General features: G+C 66.6%; 14 protein-coding genes. 7 read left to right on the forward strand and 7 right to left on the reverse strand.

The features are described 5' to 3' along the window. Positions 1 to 296: 296 nt before the first annotated feature. Together AB0M74_RS19230 and AB0M74_RS19235 are read right to left on the reverse strand one after the other, a co-directional pair. Positions 297 to 1,208, reverse strand: coding sequence for an SDR family oxidoreductase (locus AB0M74_RS19230; RefSeq protein WP_366527611.1), 912 nt, complete (start codon positions 1,206 to 1,208; stop codon positions 297 to 299). A gap of 49 nt (positions 1,209 to 1,257) precedes the next feature. Continuing rightward, positions 1,258 to 2,058, reverse strand: a complete 801-nt coding sequence (locus AB0M74_RS19235) for an SDR family oxidoreductase (protein WP_366527612.1) — start codon at positions 2,056 to 2,058, stop codon at positions 1,258 to 1,260. Positions 2,059 to 2,132: 74 nt separating this feature from the next. On the opposite strand from AB0M74_RS19235, the gene AB0M74_RS19240 reads away from it, so the two are divergent. From AB0M74_RS19240 to AB0M74_RS19255, 4 genes are read left to right on the forward strand one after another with little or no spacing between them, the layout of a single operon-like run. After that, positions 2,133 to 2,909, forward strand: a complete 777-nt coding sequence (locus tag AB0M74_RS19240; RefSeq protein ID WP_328408671.1) for an enoyl-CoA hydratase family protein — start codon at positions 2,133 to 2,135, stop codon at positions 2,907 to 2,909. A gap of 4 nt (positions 2,910 to 2,913) precedes the next feature. Continuing rightward, entirely contained in the window at positions 2,914 to 3,798 is an 885-nt protein-coding gene (locus AB0M74_RS19245; protein WP_366527613.1) for a CoA-transferase, read from the forward strand. Continuing rightward, the gene (locus AB0M74_RS19250) at positions 3,795 to 4,553 is read left to right on the forward strand and encodes a CoA-transferase (RefSeq protein ID WP_366527614.1); all 759 of its coding nucleotides are present in this window, start codon (positions 3,795 to 3,797) and stop codon (positions 4,551 to 4,553) included. Before AB0M74_RS19245 ends, AB0M74_RS19250 begins: the two co-directional genes overlap by 4 nt. 37 nt (positions 4,554 to 4,590) lie before the next feature. Then, a complete protein-coding gene (locus AB0M74_RS19255; protein WP_366527615.1) occupies positions 4,591 to 5,682 on the forward strand; it encodes a nitronate monooxygenase in 1,092 nt (363 codons plus the stop codon). 429 nt (positions 5,683 to 6,111) lie between these two features. Here AB0M74_RS19255 and AB0M74_RS19260 read toward each other — a convergent pair whose 3' ends face one another. The 5 genes from AB0M74_RS19260 to AB0M74_RS19280 all read right to left on the reverse strand — a co-directional run bounded on the left by AB0M74_RS19260 (position 6,112) and on the right by AB0M74_RS19280 (position 11,272). Continuing rightward, the gene (locus AB0M74_RS19260; protein ID WP_366527759.1) at positions 6,112 to 7,266 is read right to left on the reverse strand and encodes an acetyl-CoA C-acetyltransferase; all 1,155 of its coding nucleotides are present in this window, start codon (positions 7,264 to 7,266) and stop codon (positions 6,112 to 6,114) included. Positions 7,267 to 7,307: 41 nt separating this feature from the next. After that, the gene (locus AB0M74_RS19265) at positions 7,308 to 7,916 is read right to left on the reverse strand and encodes a TetR/AcrR family transcriptional regulator (protein WP_366527616.1); all 609 of its coding nucleotides are present in this window, start codon (positions 7,914 to 7,916) and stop codon (positions 7,308 to 7,310) included. Between the two features lie 102 nt (positions 7,917 to 8,018). After that, positions 8,019 to 8,753 carry a hypothetical protein gene (locus tag AB0M74_RS19270; protein ID WP_366527617.1) on the reverse strand — a complete coding sequence of 245 codons (735 nt, stop codon included), beginning with the start codon at positions 8,751 to 8,753 and terminating at the stop codon, positions 8,019 to 8,021. 522 nt (positions 8,754 to 9,275) lie between these two features. Then, positions 9,276 to 10,085 (reverse strand): SDR family oxidoreductase, encoded by an 810-nt coding sequence (locus AB0M74_RS19275; RefSeq protein WP_366527618.1) that lies wholly within the window; start codon positions 10,083 to 10,085, stop codon positions 9,276 to 9,278. Next, positions 10,082 to 11,272, reverse strand: a complete 1,191-nt coding sequence (locus AB0M74_RS19280) for an acyl-CoA dehydrogenase family protein (protein WP_366527619.1) — start codon at positions 11,270 to 11,272, stop codon at positions 10,082 to 10,084. The genes AB0M74_RS19275 and AB0M74_RS19280 overlap by 4 nt, the downstream gene beginning before the upstream one ends. A gap of 97 nt (positions 11,273 to 11,369) precedes the next feature. Here AB0M74_RS19280 and AB0M74_RS19285 point away from each other — a divergent pair, with 97 nt between their 5' ends. Genes AB0M74_RS19285 through AB0M74_RS19295 form a run of 3 tightly spaced genes read left to right on the forward strand, consistent with a single transcriptional unit; the run spans position 11,370 to position 14,952 of the window. After that, the gene (locus tag AB0M74_RS19285) at positions 11,370 to 12,923 is read left to right on the forward strand and encodes a FadD3 family acyl-CoA ligase (RefSeq protein WP_366527620.1); all 1,554 of its coding nucleotides are present in this window, start codon (positions 11,370 to 11,372) and stop codon (positions 12,921 to 12,923) included. After that, positions 12,923 to 13,810, forward strand: coding sequence for an enoyl-CoA hydratase (locus AB0M74_RS19290; RefSeq protein ID WP_366527621.1), 888 nt, complete (start codon positions 12,923 to 12,925; stop codon positions 13,808 to 13,810). Before AB0M74_RS19285 ends, AB0M74_RS19290 begins: the two co-directional genes overlap by 1 nt. Then, positions 13,810 to 14,952, forward strand: coding sequence for an acyl-CoA dehydrogenase family protein (locus AB0M74_RS19295; RefSeq protein ID WP_366527622.1), 1,143 nt, complete (start codon positions 13,810 to 13,812; stop codon positions 14,950 to 14,952). The genes AB0M74_RS19290 and AB0M74_RS19295 overlap by 1 nt, the downstream gene beginning before the upstream one ends. The last annotated feature ends 7 nt before the right edge of the window (positions 14,953 to 14,959 follow it).

The following is a 14,959-nucleotide window of genomic DNA, read 5'->3' on the forward strand; positions in this document are numbered from 1 at the left end:
CCCCGCAAACGCCACGGCTTCCGAACACCGACCTACATCCTCGACCAGGTACTGTCCAACACTGCCCCTGTTGCATCGACCACGTGAATCCGCCGAGGGCGGGGACCGCCATTTCACTGCGCTCGGCGATGGGGTGGGTGGGTGGGTGGGTGGGGCGTCACTGTGACGCCACATGCGGCGGCTGCGTCAGAGCCTGGGTGGGCGTGCTCAGGGTGCGCGGTGTGTCTTGGCCACGTCAGGCGCGCACCGTTTCAGAGTCGTTCCGCGGCGTATGCAGCGGAGGGTTCAGGCATTGCTCAGGCGCCGTATACGGGCTCCGCCGGAATGGCCTTTGCGATCAGGTCGGCGACGACGGGGCCCAGTTCCGCGGGGGTCCAGCGGGCGCCGCGGTCTACGGGGACGCCATGATGCCAACCGTCGGCAATGGCCACTTTGCCGCCTTCGACCTCGAACATGCGGCCGGTGACGCCTGCGGACTGCGAGCTGCCGAGCCAGACGACCAGGGGGGAGATGTTCTCGGGGGCCATTGCGTCGAAGCCGTCCTCGGGGGCCGCCATGGTTTCGGCGAAAACGGTTTCGGTCATTCGGGTGCGGGCGGCCGGTGCGATGGCGTTCACGGTGACGCCATAGCGGGCGAATTCGGCGGACGCGGTCAGGGTGAGGCCCGCGATGCCCGCCTTTGCCGCGCCGTAGTTGCCCTGGCCGACGCTGCCCTGGAGACCAGCGCCCGAGCTGGTGTTGATGATGCGGGCGTCGACCGGGCGGCCCGCCTTGGATTCGCCGCGCCAGTATTCGATCGCGTGCCGCATGGTCGCGAAGTGGCCCTTGAGGTGGACCCGGATGACCGCGTCCCATTCGTCCTCGCCGAGGTTGACCAGCATGCGGTCGCGCACGAAGCCCGCGTTGTTGACGAGCACGTCGAGACCACCGAACGTGTCGACAGCCTGCCGGATGAGAGTGCGGGCGCCATCCCAGTCCGCGATGTCGTCGCCATTGGCGACGGCCTCACCACCGAGCGCTTTGATCTCCGCGACTACCTGTTCGGCGGGTGTCTCCGTGGTTTCCGCGCCGTTGAGCGCCGAGCCGAGGTCGTTGACCACCACCCGGGCTCCCGCGGCGGCGAAGGCGAGCGCGTGGGCCCTGCCGATGCCTCGGCCCGCGCCGGTGACGATAACGGTGCGCCCGGCGCAGATCTGCTCGGTGTCCATACCTGTTGTCCCTCTGTCGTATTTGTCTTGTTGGATCAGGTCCGCCGGGTCAGGCGTCGGCCCGCTGCTGTCCGCCGACCACCGCATTGGACGCCGCGAGGAAAGCGGGCCGCTCCCCGCCACCGTGCACGAGCAACGTCGCACCACTGACGTAGGAAGCCAGCGCAGAGGCGAGGAAGGCCGCGCAACGGCCGATATCGTCGGGCGCGGCCATCCGCCCGAGCGGGATCGTGGCACCCACCGCGTCGATGCCATCCTGGTCGCCGTAGTGCAACTGGCTCTGTTCGGTCTCGACCGGGCCGACAACCAGCGAATTCACCCGGACCTTCGGCGCCCACTCGACGGCGAGCGAGGCGGTGAGGCTGTCCATGCCCGCCTTCGCGGCCCCGTAGGCGGCAGTGCCGGGCGAGGGGCGGTGCCCGCTCACACTCGACACCATCACGATCGATCCGCCGCCGGGCTGCTGTTGCATCACCGCGTTCGCGGCCTGCGAAACAAGTAGTGGTGCAAGCAGATTCAGTTCGACGATCTTGGCGTGGAAATTCTTGCTCGCCTCGGCGGCAAGGGCGAACGGTGCGCCACCGGCATTGTTGATCAGATGGTCGAGACGACCGTGCCGCTCGACGATCGTGTCGATGAGTGCCTGCACGGAACCGGCGTCGCGCACATCGCACGGCAGATATTCGATCTCGCGCCCACCGCTGCGCACCGGGCCGTCAGCCGGCCGCCGTGCGCATGCCACCACGGTCGCGCCCGCGGCGAGAAATGCCTTGCTCACCCCGGCGCCCACCCCACGCACACCTCCGGTGACCAGAACGACGCTGCCGGCGAGATCGATTTCGAGTGCCACCGTGCTAACCTACCAAGCAACTGCTTGCTTTGCCAATGCGCCGAGCTAATCCGGCACGCACGATGGGATATGCGATGGGGATCAACCGTCACTCCGAATCAACCGGCATCACCGTGGTCACGGTCGACTACCCGCCGGTCAATGCCATACCGTCCGACGGCTGGTTCGCCATTGCCGACGAGATCCGCGCAGCAGGGCGCGACCAGGAGACCAAGGTGGTCGTACTGCGCGCGGAGAACCGCGGGTTCAATGCCGGGGTCGACATCAAGGAAATGCAGCGCACGCCCGGCCACCAGGCGCTGATCGACGCCAATCACGGCTGCTACGAGGCGTTCGCGGCGGTCTACGACTGCCCGGTTCCGGTGATCGCGGCCGTCCAGGGCTTCTGCCTCGGCGGCGGGATCGGGCTGGTCGGCAATGCCGACGTCGTCATCGCCTCCGACGATGCCACCTTCGGCCTACCCGAAGTCGACCGCGGCGCGCTCGGCGCGGCCACCCATCTGTCGCGACTGGTGCCACAGCACCTGATGCGGGCGCTGTTCTACACCGCGAGCACCATCACCGCACAGCAGTTGCAGCACTTCGGCTCGGTGTACCAGGTGGTGCCGCGGGCCGAACTCGACGCTGCCGCAATGGAAGTCGCGAAAAACATCGCGACGAAAGACGGCCGGGTGATCCGCGCGGCGAAACGCGCGCTCAACGGCATCGACGTGCAAGACGTGCACCGCAGCTACCGCTTCGAGCAAGGCTTCACCTTCGAGCTGAACCTGGCAGGCGTCGCGGACGAGATCCGTGCCCGCTTCGACGACGACCTGGCGGCGCGCAAGGCAGCAGAGAGCAAGGGGAACTGAGACCATGCGAGACAAGCGAATGTCGCTCGACGAGGTCGTCGGCGAACTGCGCAGTGGCATGACCATCGGCATCGGCGGCTGGGGTTCCCGGCGCAAGCCGATGGCCCTCGTGCGGGCCATGCTGCGCTCGGACATCACCGACCTGACCGTGGTCAGCTACGGCGGACCCGACCTCGGGCTGTTGTGCTCGGCGGGCAAGGTCAGCAAGGCCTACTACGGCTTCGTGTCGCTGGATTCGCCGCCGTTCTACGATCCGTGGTTCTCCAAAGCACGCACGTCCGGTGCGCTGGTAGCCCGGGAAATGGACGAGGGCATGCTCAAGTGCGGGCTGGAAGCGGCCGCTGCGCGACTGCCGTTCCTGCCGATCCGCGCCGGACTCGGGTCCGATGTCCTCGAGTTCTGGGACGGCGAACTGCGGACCGTCACTTCCCCGTACGCCGACGCGGACGGCAAAACCGAGACACTCGTCGCGATGCCTGCACTGAAACTCGATGCGGCGCTTGTTCATCTCAACCTCGGAGATCGACACGGCAATGCCGGCTACACCGGTGTCGATCCGTACTTCGACGACCTGTACTGCCTTGCCGCCGACCGCCGCTACGTCTCGGTGGAACGGGTGGTCGATACCGAGGAGCTCGTGAAAACCGTGCCACTGCAATCACTGCTGCTCAACCGCATGATGGTCGACGGCGTCGTCGAGGCACCCAATGGCGCGCACTTCACCTTGGCGGGCGACAGCTACGGCCGTGACGAGAAGTTCCAGCGCCACTACGTCGAAGCGGCCAAGACGCCGGAAACCTGGCAGCAGTTCGTCGACAAGTATCTGGCCGTCTCCGAAGCGGAGTACCAGGCCGCCGTTCGTGAGTTTGGACAGGAGGCATCGAAGTGACGAGCACCGAGACCAGCACCAGGGCCGAGATCTGCGCGGTCGCCTGCGCCGAGATATTCAGCGGCGCAGGGGAAATCATGGCGAGCCCGATGTCGCCGATGTCGATCATCGGGGCGCGTCTGGCCAAACTCACCACCGAGCCGGACCTGCTGCTCTCCGACGGCGAGGCGCTGTTGTTCGCCGACACTCCCCCGATCGGCGGAAAATCGCCGATCGAGGGCTGGATTCCGTTCCGCAGAGTGTTCGACGTGGTGGCCTCCGGCCGCCGCCATGTGGTGATGGGCGCCAACCAGATCGATCGGTTCGGCAACCAGAACCTGTCGGCCTTCGGCCCGCTGCAACAGCCGAGCAGGCAGATGTTCGGGGTGCGCGGCGCGCCGGGCAACACCATCAACCATGCGACGAGCTACTGGGTGTCGCGGCACACGAAGCGGGTCTTCGTGGACACCGTCGACATTGTGTCCGGGGTCGGCTACGACAAGATCGATCCGGCCAATCCGGCGTTCCGGTTCCACCACCTGCACCGGGTAGTCACCAATCTCGGCGTTTTTGATTTCGAGGGCCCCGATCACACCCTGCGGGCGCGCAGCCTGCACCCCGGCGTCACCGCTGCCGAGGTCGCCGAGAACACCTCCTTCGAGATCGCGGGACTTGCCGACGCGGGCGAGACCCCGCTGCCCACCGCCGAGCAGCTGCGGTTGATCCGAGATGTGCTCGACCCCAAGAAGGTTCGTGAATCGGAGGTACCGGCATGAGTGCGCGCAGCAAGTCGAGCGCCGGCGAGGTGGCGTCATGAGTGGACCACTGCGGACGCCACTGACCGAGCTCGTCGGCATCGAGCATCCCGTCGTGCAGACCGGCATGGGCTGGGTAGCGGGCCCGAGCCTGGTGTCGGCCACCGCCAACGCCGGTGGTCTCGGCATTCTCGCCTCGGCCACCATGACCTTCGAAGAGCTGGAAGCAGCGATCGCGAAGACCAAGGCACAGACCACGAAACCGTTCGGCGTGAACATCCGCGCCGACGCGACCGATGCCGGCGAGCGCATCGACCTGCTGATCCGCGAGAAGGTGGCGGTCGCCTCGTTCGCGCTCGCGCCCAAGCAGGACCTCATCGGCAAGCTGAAAGATGCCGGAGTCGTGGTGATTCCGTCGATCGGCGCGGCAAAACACGCCGTGAAGGTCGCCTCCTGGGGTGCGGACGCGGTGATCGTGCAGGGCGGTGAGGGCGGTGGGCACACCGGACCGGTGGCCACCACCCTGCTCTTGCCTTCGGTGCTCGACGCCGTGGACATTCCCGTTGTCGCGGCGGGCGGCTTCTTCGATGGACGCGGGCTCGCCGCCGCCTTGGCCTACGGCGCGGCAGGTGTCGCGATGGGCACCCGTTTCCTGCTCACACAGGAGAGCACCGTGCCCGACGCGGTCAAGCAGGAGTACCTGGCCAAGCAGCTCCAGGACACCGTCGTCTCCCTCAAGGTCGACGGCATGCCGCACCGGGTGCTGAATACGGAATTGGTACAGCGCCTGGAGCATTCGGGCCGCTGGCGCGGCCTGGCCGCCGCAGTCTCCAATGCGGCGAAGTTCAAGGGTATGACCGGCATGAAGTGGTCGACCCTGGTCCGTGACGGCCTGGCCATGCGCAAGGCCAAGGACCTCACCTGGTCCCAGGTCGTCATGGCGGCCAACACCCCGATGCTCCTGCGCGCGGGCCTTGTCGAGGGCAACACCCACGCGGGCGTGCTGGCCGCGGGCCAGGTCACCGGCATCATCGACGACCTGCCCACCTGCAAGGAACTCATCGACCGCATCATCGCCGACGCCGTCGCCCGAATCGAGGCCATCAACGCCCTCACCGAACACCACAAGGTGACACCGAGCGCGCCCTGACCCGCACACCCTTCGACTTATCCACAAAGGCCGCCCCGATCCTGCCGACCGGAGCGGCCTTTGGTGTGTCACGAGCGCCGTCCCGTTGCACCAACGTCGAGAACGCCTCTGCGCCATCTGCCACTGGTCGAGCTCGGGGTTGTACCGAGCGGCATGACGCACTTGGATGCCAGCTGGCAGCTCACCCCGCCCCTTCGAGGTCAACGGGATGGTGGCAGTGCTGCGGAACGTGCAGCGCTGTTGGTGATGATTCTCGAGGCGCAGAAATCGAGGCCGCCCCAGGGAATCGCTCCCCTGGGGCGGCTTCGGTTCGCGGCGGTAACCGATCTCGTCACTGGATACGTCGGGCACGCCCGATATCCAGGCCGAACCGTAAGCAGAACCTGCCGAAAGCCTTGCGGCGCTGACAAGTACGGCCTGAATACTCGGCTAGTCGGACAAGCGTTCGATGATGGTGGCGTTTGCGGTACCGCCGCCTTCACAGATGGTCAGCAGGCCGTAGCGGCCGTTGACGCGCTCGAGCTCGTTGAGGAGAGTGGCGAAAAGCTTTGCGCCGGTGGCCCCGAGCGGGTGGCCGAGGGCGATCGCGCCGCCGTTGACATTGACCCGCTCCGGGTCCGCGCCGATCTCCTTCATCCACGCCAGGACGACCGGTGCGAACGCCTCGTTGATCTCGACCACGTCGATGTCCTCGATGGTGAGGCCGGACTTCTCCAGCGCCCACTTGGTCGCCGGGATGGGGCCGGTGAGCATCATGATCGGATCGGCGCCGCGGGCGCTGACGTGGTGGATGCGGGCGCGCGGGCGCAAACCGTATGCCTCGACAGCCCATTCGGAGGCCAGCAGCGTCGCGCTCGCGCCGTCGGAGATCTGGCTGGCGACCGCGGCGGTCAGCGTGCCACCCTCGGCGAGCACGGGCAGCGACGCCATCTTCTCCAGCGTGGTTTCGCGCGGGCACTGGTCGATCCAGAAGTCACCGACGGGCACGATCTCGTTGTCGAAGCGACCGTTCTTGATGGCATCGCGTGCCCGTTCGTGACTGCGAAGAGCCCAGCGCTCCATGTCTTCCCGGCTGATATCCCACTTGTCGGCGATCAGCTGCGCGCCGTTGAACTGCGACACTTCGCCGGTGCCGTAGCGGTGATCCCAGCCGGTGGCCCCGACGAAGGGGGAATCGAATCCGTACTCCTTGCCCGCGAGCATCGCCGCGGAGATCGGGATGGCGCTCATGTTCTGCACACCGCCCGCGACGATCACCTCGGCGGTGCCGCTCATGATGGCCTGGGCACCGAAATTGATAGCCTGCTGGGAAGATCCGCACTGCCGGTCGACCGTGACACCGGGGACTTCCTCCGGGTATCCGGCAGTCAGCCACGCCGTACGGCCGATATTGCCCGCCTGCGGGCCGATGTTGTCGACGCAGCCGACGATCACGTCGTCGACGACCGCCGGGTCGATCGGGGTACGGTCCAGCAGTCCGCGCAATGCGGCCGCGCCGAGGTCGGCGGGATGCACGGCGGCCAGTGCGCCGTTGCGCTTGCCGACCGGTGTGCGCACCGCGTCGATCACGTAGGCATCGCGCATCGGCGCATAGGGACGGCGGGCAGGTGCAGACATGGAATCTCCTACTTGGTGGACTCGGGCACGGTGAGCCCGTCGAGCACGATGGTGAGGTATTGCTTGGCAAGGTTTTCGACAGTGATGGCGCCACCCGGCTCGTACCAGCGCACCGCGACCCACACGGTGTCGCGCAGGAAGCGGTAGGCCAGCTCGACGTCGAGTTCGGGCCGGAAGCTGCCGTCCTGCACACCGTTGGTCAGTACTCGGTGCCAGAGCTCGCGGAATTCGCGGTTGTAGTCGGCGATATAGGTGAACCGCTCCGAGCCGCGCAGCCGTTTGGCCTCGGCCTGGTAGATCGCCACCGCCGCGTGCGAGCGATCGAAGGACTCGTAGGAGGCAAGCACCAAGGCTTCCAAGGTGTCTCGCGAGCTGAGCCCGGAACCCACGATCTCCCGATAGCGCCCGAACAGGTCGTCGAGGAAGCCGCGCAGGATCTCATCGACCATCGACTCCTTGGAATCGAAATGGTGATAAAGGCTGCCCGATAGGATTCCGGCCGCATCGGCGATATCGCGCACGGTGGTCGCGCGCAGCCCCCGCTCGGCGAACAGCTGGGCTGCCAGTGCGAGCAGTTCATTGCGCCGTGCTGATTTCGAGGCGTCTGGTGCGGTCACGCCGCCATAATACAACCAAGCATTTGCTTGGTCGAGAGGACACGCCTTCCGGTCATCCTGACAATCGGTGGCACGCCGCACGGACCACGCCGCACCTGCCCATCACCGCTCCGAATACCGCAGCGGTGAGGAGACCGACAGGTCCGCCAGCAGCCGGTCGCAGATCACCACGGGCGAGATCCCGGCGCGCGCCATTCGCGCGACCAGCGCAAGACGGCGCTCACAGCTGTCCCACTCGACGACGAGATGACCGCGCCCTGGCCCGGCATCCACGGTCGCCATCACCCGTGGCGGCCCGAAAGGTACCGATACCTCGTTCAGCTTCAGCACCATGCCCCGCTGCCAGGCTTGATAGGTGTCCATATCCGCACCGACGACCAGCTTGTCGGTAGCGGCGCACAGCCCCTGCGCGATCTCATCCGCAAATGCCACGCGATCGAATCGGAATTTCCTGGACTTGCTGACCACCTCCAGCAAATCGGCGCGCACCTCACTCAGCAGCGCCTTCTGCCGCTGTCTGCGCCGATCTTGGTCGGAGGCGGGCGTCCCCGACTCGACGCTGAGCCCGATCCGGCAGGCTCGTGCGTTATCGCGGGCTATATCCGAGCGCAACGCACCACGCGGATCGCGCGCGACTTCGCTTTCATCGACCGCATACCGCTCCAGGATCTGCGCGGCCCGTGTCGCAGTCGCCCGCTCGGACGGGTGATCCATCAGTTCGGCGCCGAGCGTCAACGCGGCAAGTACCAAGCTGTCCAGGCGCCGCCTGGCCAGTACCACTTCGCGCACCAATTCGAGTTCCAATTGTTCGCGGGCAACTGGGCGATCCAAGCCCATAGCCATCGCCCCTTTGGGGAGTGCGGGATCCGACCACTTTCAGCATGGCACACCCGCAGACACAACGCGCCATCCTTTTTACCTGATCGGACGCCCCCTCGGCAGCAAAGCCCGGGGGCCGGAATGCGATCGCATTCCAGCGCTGAAGTCCACCAAAAAGCCGGTATTACGCATGCCGTTCACCGCCGCCTCGCGCGGAAAAGCAACCGCATCCAACAAGGTCGCATCACACCCGACGCACCCTATCGGCGCGATAGCGTCTCCCGAGCGCAGCAAAACTCACCACTCGAGTTCGCCGCCCACCCCACCCGCTGTGCATGGCCATAAGCCCCCTACACCTATGCGCCGGCTCGGCACGATGGCATGCTCCGAGCGCGACGAAACCCAGCACTAGAGTTCGCGGCCCGTCTCGCTTCCGAGCCGTCGAAGCGCACGCGACGAAGTCGCAAGTCTCGACGGCTCGGAAGCGAGACCAAGGGGGCCGCGAACCCGCAGCGCCGCAGGCGCTGCCAAAAACACAGCTCAAGCGCGCTGACTGCTGACCGACACGACTTCACCGGTCAGGTAGGAGGTGTAGTCGCTTGCCAGCATGGCGATGGTCGCGGCGACTTCCCACGGCTCGGCGGCGCGACCGAATGCTTCGCCTTCGGAGAGGCGGTCGAGCAATTCGGTCGAGCTGACCTTGTCCAGGAATGCGTGCCTAGCGATGCTCGGGGCCACCGCGTTGATCCGGACACCGAGTTCGGCGGCCTCGATCGCGCTGCAGCGGGTCAGCGCCATCACGCCGGCCTTGGCGGCGGCGTAGTGGGCTTGGCCGTATTGGGCCCGCCAGCCGAGAACGCTTGCGTTGTTGACGATCACACCACCGTGGCCCGCATCGCGGAAGTAGCCGAGCGCCGCGCGGGTGCAGCGGAAGGTGCCGTTGAGGGTGATGTCGAGAACGCGGTCCCATTGTTCGTCGGTCATATCGACCACCGGGGTCTCGCCGCCGAGGCCCGCATTGTTGACCATGATGTCGATGCGGCCGAAAGCGGTTGCCGCGCCGCGCACCAACTCGTTGACCTGCTCGGTGCTCTGCACGTCGCAGGCGATCGACGCCACCCGGCGATCCGAGAACTCGGCCTTCAGTTCAACCTCGGTCTCGGCAAGACGCCGCTCGTGCCAATCGGACACCACGACATCGGCACCCTCCGAGAGCAACCTGCGGGCGGTGGCCGAACCGATTCCGGTGCCTGCGGCGGCGGTGACGACGGCGGTCCGGCCGGTCAGTAGACCGTGGCCGGGGATCGGCTCGGGTGCAACAGACAGCGGCCGTGCGGTGTTGTCGCTCATGGACGCGCCTCCCGTGGCAGACCGAGCACACGCTCGGAGATGATGTTGCGCTGCACTTCGTTCGAACCTCCGTAGATGGTGTCGGCGCGGGTGAACAGATACAGCCGCTGCCATTCGTTCAGATCGTTCTCGTCGGCGACCAGGCCGGCGGGACCGAGCACCGCCATGGCGAGTTCGCCGAGGCCGCGATGCCAGTTGGCCCACAACAGCTTCGAGACCGATGCCTGTCCCCCGTCGTCGGCGCCGGTGCCTTCCATCGTGCGCAGTGCGTGGGCGCGCAGCACACGTAGTCCGACCCAAGCTTTGTCGATGCGGTCGGCGATCAGTGGATCGTCGGCCGCGCCGGTGCGTCGGGCCAGCGCCTCGACATCGGCGAGTTCGCGAGCGAACCTGATCTGCTGGCCGAGCGTGGAGATGCCGCGCTCGAAGGTCAGCGTGCCCATCGCGATGCGCCAGCCGTCGCCGGGCGCGCCGACCACCAGATCCGCGGCGGTGCGCGCGTTGTCGAAGAAAACCTCGTTGAATTCCGAGGTTCCGGTCAGCTGGATGATCGGACGCACCTCGATGCCCGGCTGTTTCATGGGAACCAGCAGGTAGGAAAGGCCCTTGTGGCGCGTCGAACCGCGTTCGGTGCGTGCGACGACGAAGCACCAGTCGGCGACGTGGGCCAGTGAGGTCCAGATCTTCTGGCCATTGATCGACCATTCGTCGCCGTCCAGCTGGGCGGTGGTGGTGATCGCTGCCAGGTCCGAGCCCGCGCCTGGTTCCGAATAGCCCTGGCACCACAGTTCGGTGACATTGCGAACGCCCGGCAGGAACCGAGCCTTCTGCGCATCGGTGCCGAAGGCGATGACCGTCGGCCCGAGCAGTTCCTCGCCGACGTGCGAGACCCTGGCGGGCGCGTTGGCCTTGGCGTACTCCTCGTGGAAGATCACCTGCTGCCGCACCGACGCCTCGCGGCCGCCGTATTCCTTGGGCCAGCCGAGGCAGGTCCAGCCGGACGCGGCCAAGTGCCGGTCCCAGGCGAGGCGTTCGTCGAACGCCTCGTGTTCCCGGCCCGGCCCGCCTAGTCCGCGCAACTCGCGGAATTCTCCGTTGAGGTTTTCGTCCAACCACTGGCGCACTTCTGCGGAAAACCGCGCGTCCTGTGCGGCAGTGTCGGAATCTGAGGTCTGGATCGCAACCACGCCGGTAGGATAACCTACCAAGCACTTGCTTTGTTAGAGCCTGATGACTTTGACTGAGTATCGGCATCAAATGACCGCACCGACGGTGAGGACAACCGTGACAACCCCTGCTCAAACGACACCGCTGGCACTGCACGACGCCGCACGCACCTACGGTGGCGCACCCGCCGTCGGCGACGGCGACGTCCGGCTCGACTGGACGCAGTTGCTGACGTCGGTCCAGGAGGTGGCGCGAGCACTGATCGCGCGCGGGGTGCATGCAGGCGACCGGGTCGCCATGTGGGCACCCAATACCCATCACTGGGTGATCGCGGCGCTGGCCGCCCACTATGCGGGCGCGGCCCTCGTGCCGCTCAATACCCGCTACGTCGCCGACGAGGCCGCCGATGTGCTCGCCAGGGTCGACGCGAAAGCACTGTTCATCGCAGGCACCTTTCTCGGGCGTGATCGACTCGCCGAACTGCGGGCGGCGGCACCGGAATTGGCTATCGACACCGTGGTCGTCATCCCGGTGGAACCGGGCACCACGGCCGCGGGGGACAACGTGGTGAACTGGTCGGAGCTCCCCGCCGCCGCGGAGCCCGTGACGGTCGCCGAGGCAGAAAAGCGCGCGCGCGCCGTCACCCCCGACGACATCTCCGACATCCTGTTCACCTCAGGAACCACCGGGCGCAGCAAGGGCACCTTGGTCGCGCACCGGCAAGCGCTTTCGGTGGTGCGCGCCTGGGCCGAGTGCACCACCCTCGCGGGCACCGACCGCTATCTCGTGGTCAGCCCGTTCTTCCACAACTTCGGCTACAAGGCGGGCATCCTGGCCTGCCTGGTCACCGGCGCGGCGATCATCCCGCAGCCGGTGTTCGATGTACCTGCCACCATGCGGCTGGTCAGCGATGAACAGATCACGGTGCTGCCGGGCCCGCCGACCATCTATCAGACGATTCTCGACTTCCCCGAGCGCGACACATTCGACCTGAGCACGCTGCGGGTCGCGGTCACCGGCGCGGCGACCGTACCGGTGGTGCTGGTCGAGCGAATGCGATCGGAGCTCGATTTCGATGTCGTCATCACCGGCTACGGCCTTTCCGAGGCCGCGGGGTTCGGCACCATGTGCCGTGCGGACGACGACGCGCAGACCGTCGCGGGCACCTGTGGACGGCCGATCGCCGACTTCGAGCTGCGGCTGGGCCCCGACGGTGAAGTATTGCTGCGCGGCCCGAACGTGATGCTCGGCTACCTGGACGATCCGGCAAGCACCGCCGAGACCATCGATGCCGACGGTTGGCTGCACACCGGCGACATCGGCACGATCGATGAGCGCGGCTATCTGAAGATCACCGACCGGCTCAAGGACATGTACATCTCCGGCGGTTTCAACGTGTACCCGGCGGAAGTGGAACAGGCACTCGCCCGGCTGGACGGTGTCGCCGAATCCGCGGTCATCGGCGTGCCCGACACCAGGATGGGCGAGGTCGGCAAGGCCTACGTGGTCCGCAAGCCGGGATCCGCGTTGACCGAAGACCAGGTGCTTACGCACGCAACCACCGTGCTGGCGAACTTCAAGGTGCCGCGGGTCATCGAATTCCGCGATCAGCTGCCCTACAGCGCCGCCGGGAAAGTGCTCAAGCGCCAACTACGTGAGGAGAAGTCGTAATGTCGGACGAAGCCGGTGTTCCCGACGAGGGAGACGTCGTCACTTATGAACGACGCGGCCGGGTCGCGATCATCACCTTGAATCGGCCGGATTACCGCAACGCGCAGAACTCGGTGATGACCTACGCCCTGGACGCCGCCTTCGAACGCGCCGTCGAGGACGACGAGGTCGGTGTGATCGTGCTGGCGGGCAACGGGAAACACTTCAGCGCCGGACACGACATCGGCACACCGGGGCGCGATCACCACGTGCGCTACCCGAACAAGGCAGCCCTGTGGTGGGACCACGTCGACAAGGTGGGCGGCGATCAGCGCTTCGCGCGTGAGCTCGAGGTCTATCTCGGCATGTGCCGCCGCTGGCGCGAGATTCCGAAGCCGACCATCGCGATGGTGCAGGGCGCCTGCATCGCGGGTGGGCTGATGCTGGCCTGGGTGTGCGATCTGATCATCGCCTCCGACGATGCCTTCTTCTCCGATCCCGTTGTCCGTATGGGTATCCCGGGTGTCGAGTACTTCGCGCATCCGTGGGTGATGGGACCGCGCGCTGCCAAGGAGTTCTTGTTCACCGGTGACCGGTTCGGCGCAGCGCAGGCCAAGGAGTGGGGCATGGTCAACCGCGTCGTGCCGCGTGCCGAACTCGAGGCCGAAACCTTGGCGCTCGCCGAAAAGATCGCGGCCATGCCGCGATTCGGGCTCGCACTGACCAAGAAGGCGGTGAATCAGGCCGAGGACCTCATGGGCATGCGTGCCGGCATGGACTCCGTATTCGGCCTGCACCACTTCGCTCACGCCCACAACGCCGAGGTCGGCGCGGACTCGTTGGGCGGTATGAACGCAAAATCCATGAAGGCGACGGCGAGCACCGCAGAGCAGAACGGAACGACGTAGTGGATCTGGATCTGGACCCGGCGACCCAGGAATTCCAGCGGGAAGTCCGCGAATTCCTCGCCGCCAACAAACCCGAGCAGCCGCTGCCCTCGATGGATACGAAGGCCGGCTTCGAAGCGCACCGCGCATGGGAACGCACACTCGCCGATGCGCGCCTTTCGGTCGTTTCCTGGCAACCGGAGTACGGCGGCCGCGATGCCTCGTTGCTGGAGTGGGTGCTGTTCGAGCAGGAGTACTACGCCGCGGGCGCGCCGGGACGCGTCAGTCAGAACGGCATCTTCTTGCTCGCACCGACACTTTTCGAGCACGGCACCCCTGAGCAGCTCGACCGCATCATGCCGCGGATGGCGCGCGGCGACGATATCTGGGCGCAGGCCTGGTCCGAGCCGGAGGCGGGCAGCGACCTGGCGGGCATCCGCTCCACCGCGCGCCGCACCACCGGCGGCTGGCTGCTGAGCGGGCAGAAGACCTGGAGTTCGCGAGCGTCGTTCGCGGACTGGGCATTCGGGCTGTTCCGCAGCGATCCCGAAGCCGAGCGGCACCGCGGGCTCACCTACATGATGTTCCCGCTGACGGCCGACGGCGTCTCGGTGCGCCCGATCCCCCAGCTGGACGGCGAGCCCGGCTTCGCCGAGATCTTCCTCGACGACGTCTTCGTTCCCGATCGTGACGTCATCGGGGAACCGAACGACGGCTGGCGGGTGGCCATGAGCACCTCCAGCAACGAGCGGGGTCTTTCGCTGCGCAGCCCGGGCCGGTTCAGTGCCACCGCGCAGCGGCTGATCGATCTGTGGCTCGACGAAGGCGACCGCACCAACACCACGCAGCGGGATGCGGTGGTGGACGCCTGGATCGGCAGTGAGGCCTACCGGCTGCACACCTTCGGGACGGTCACCCGACTGAACGAGGGCGGCAAGCTCGGCGCGGAGTCCTCGATCACCAAGGTGTTCTGGTCCGAACTCGATATCGCCATGCACGAAACCGCGTTCGAGGTACTCGGCGCCGCCGCCGAGCGGGCCGGTCGGTGGACCGACGGCTATCTGTTCTCGCTGTCGGGTCCGATCTACGCGGGCACCAACGAGATTCAGCGCAATATCATCGCCGAGCGGCTGCTCGGACTACCGAGAGGCAGCAGCCGATGAGTGTGCA

Source organism: Nocardia sp. NPDC051463 (assembly GCF_040681975.1).
Lineage (GTDB): Bacteria > Actinomycetota > Actinomycetes > Mycobacteriales > Mycobacteriaceae > Nocardia.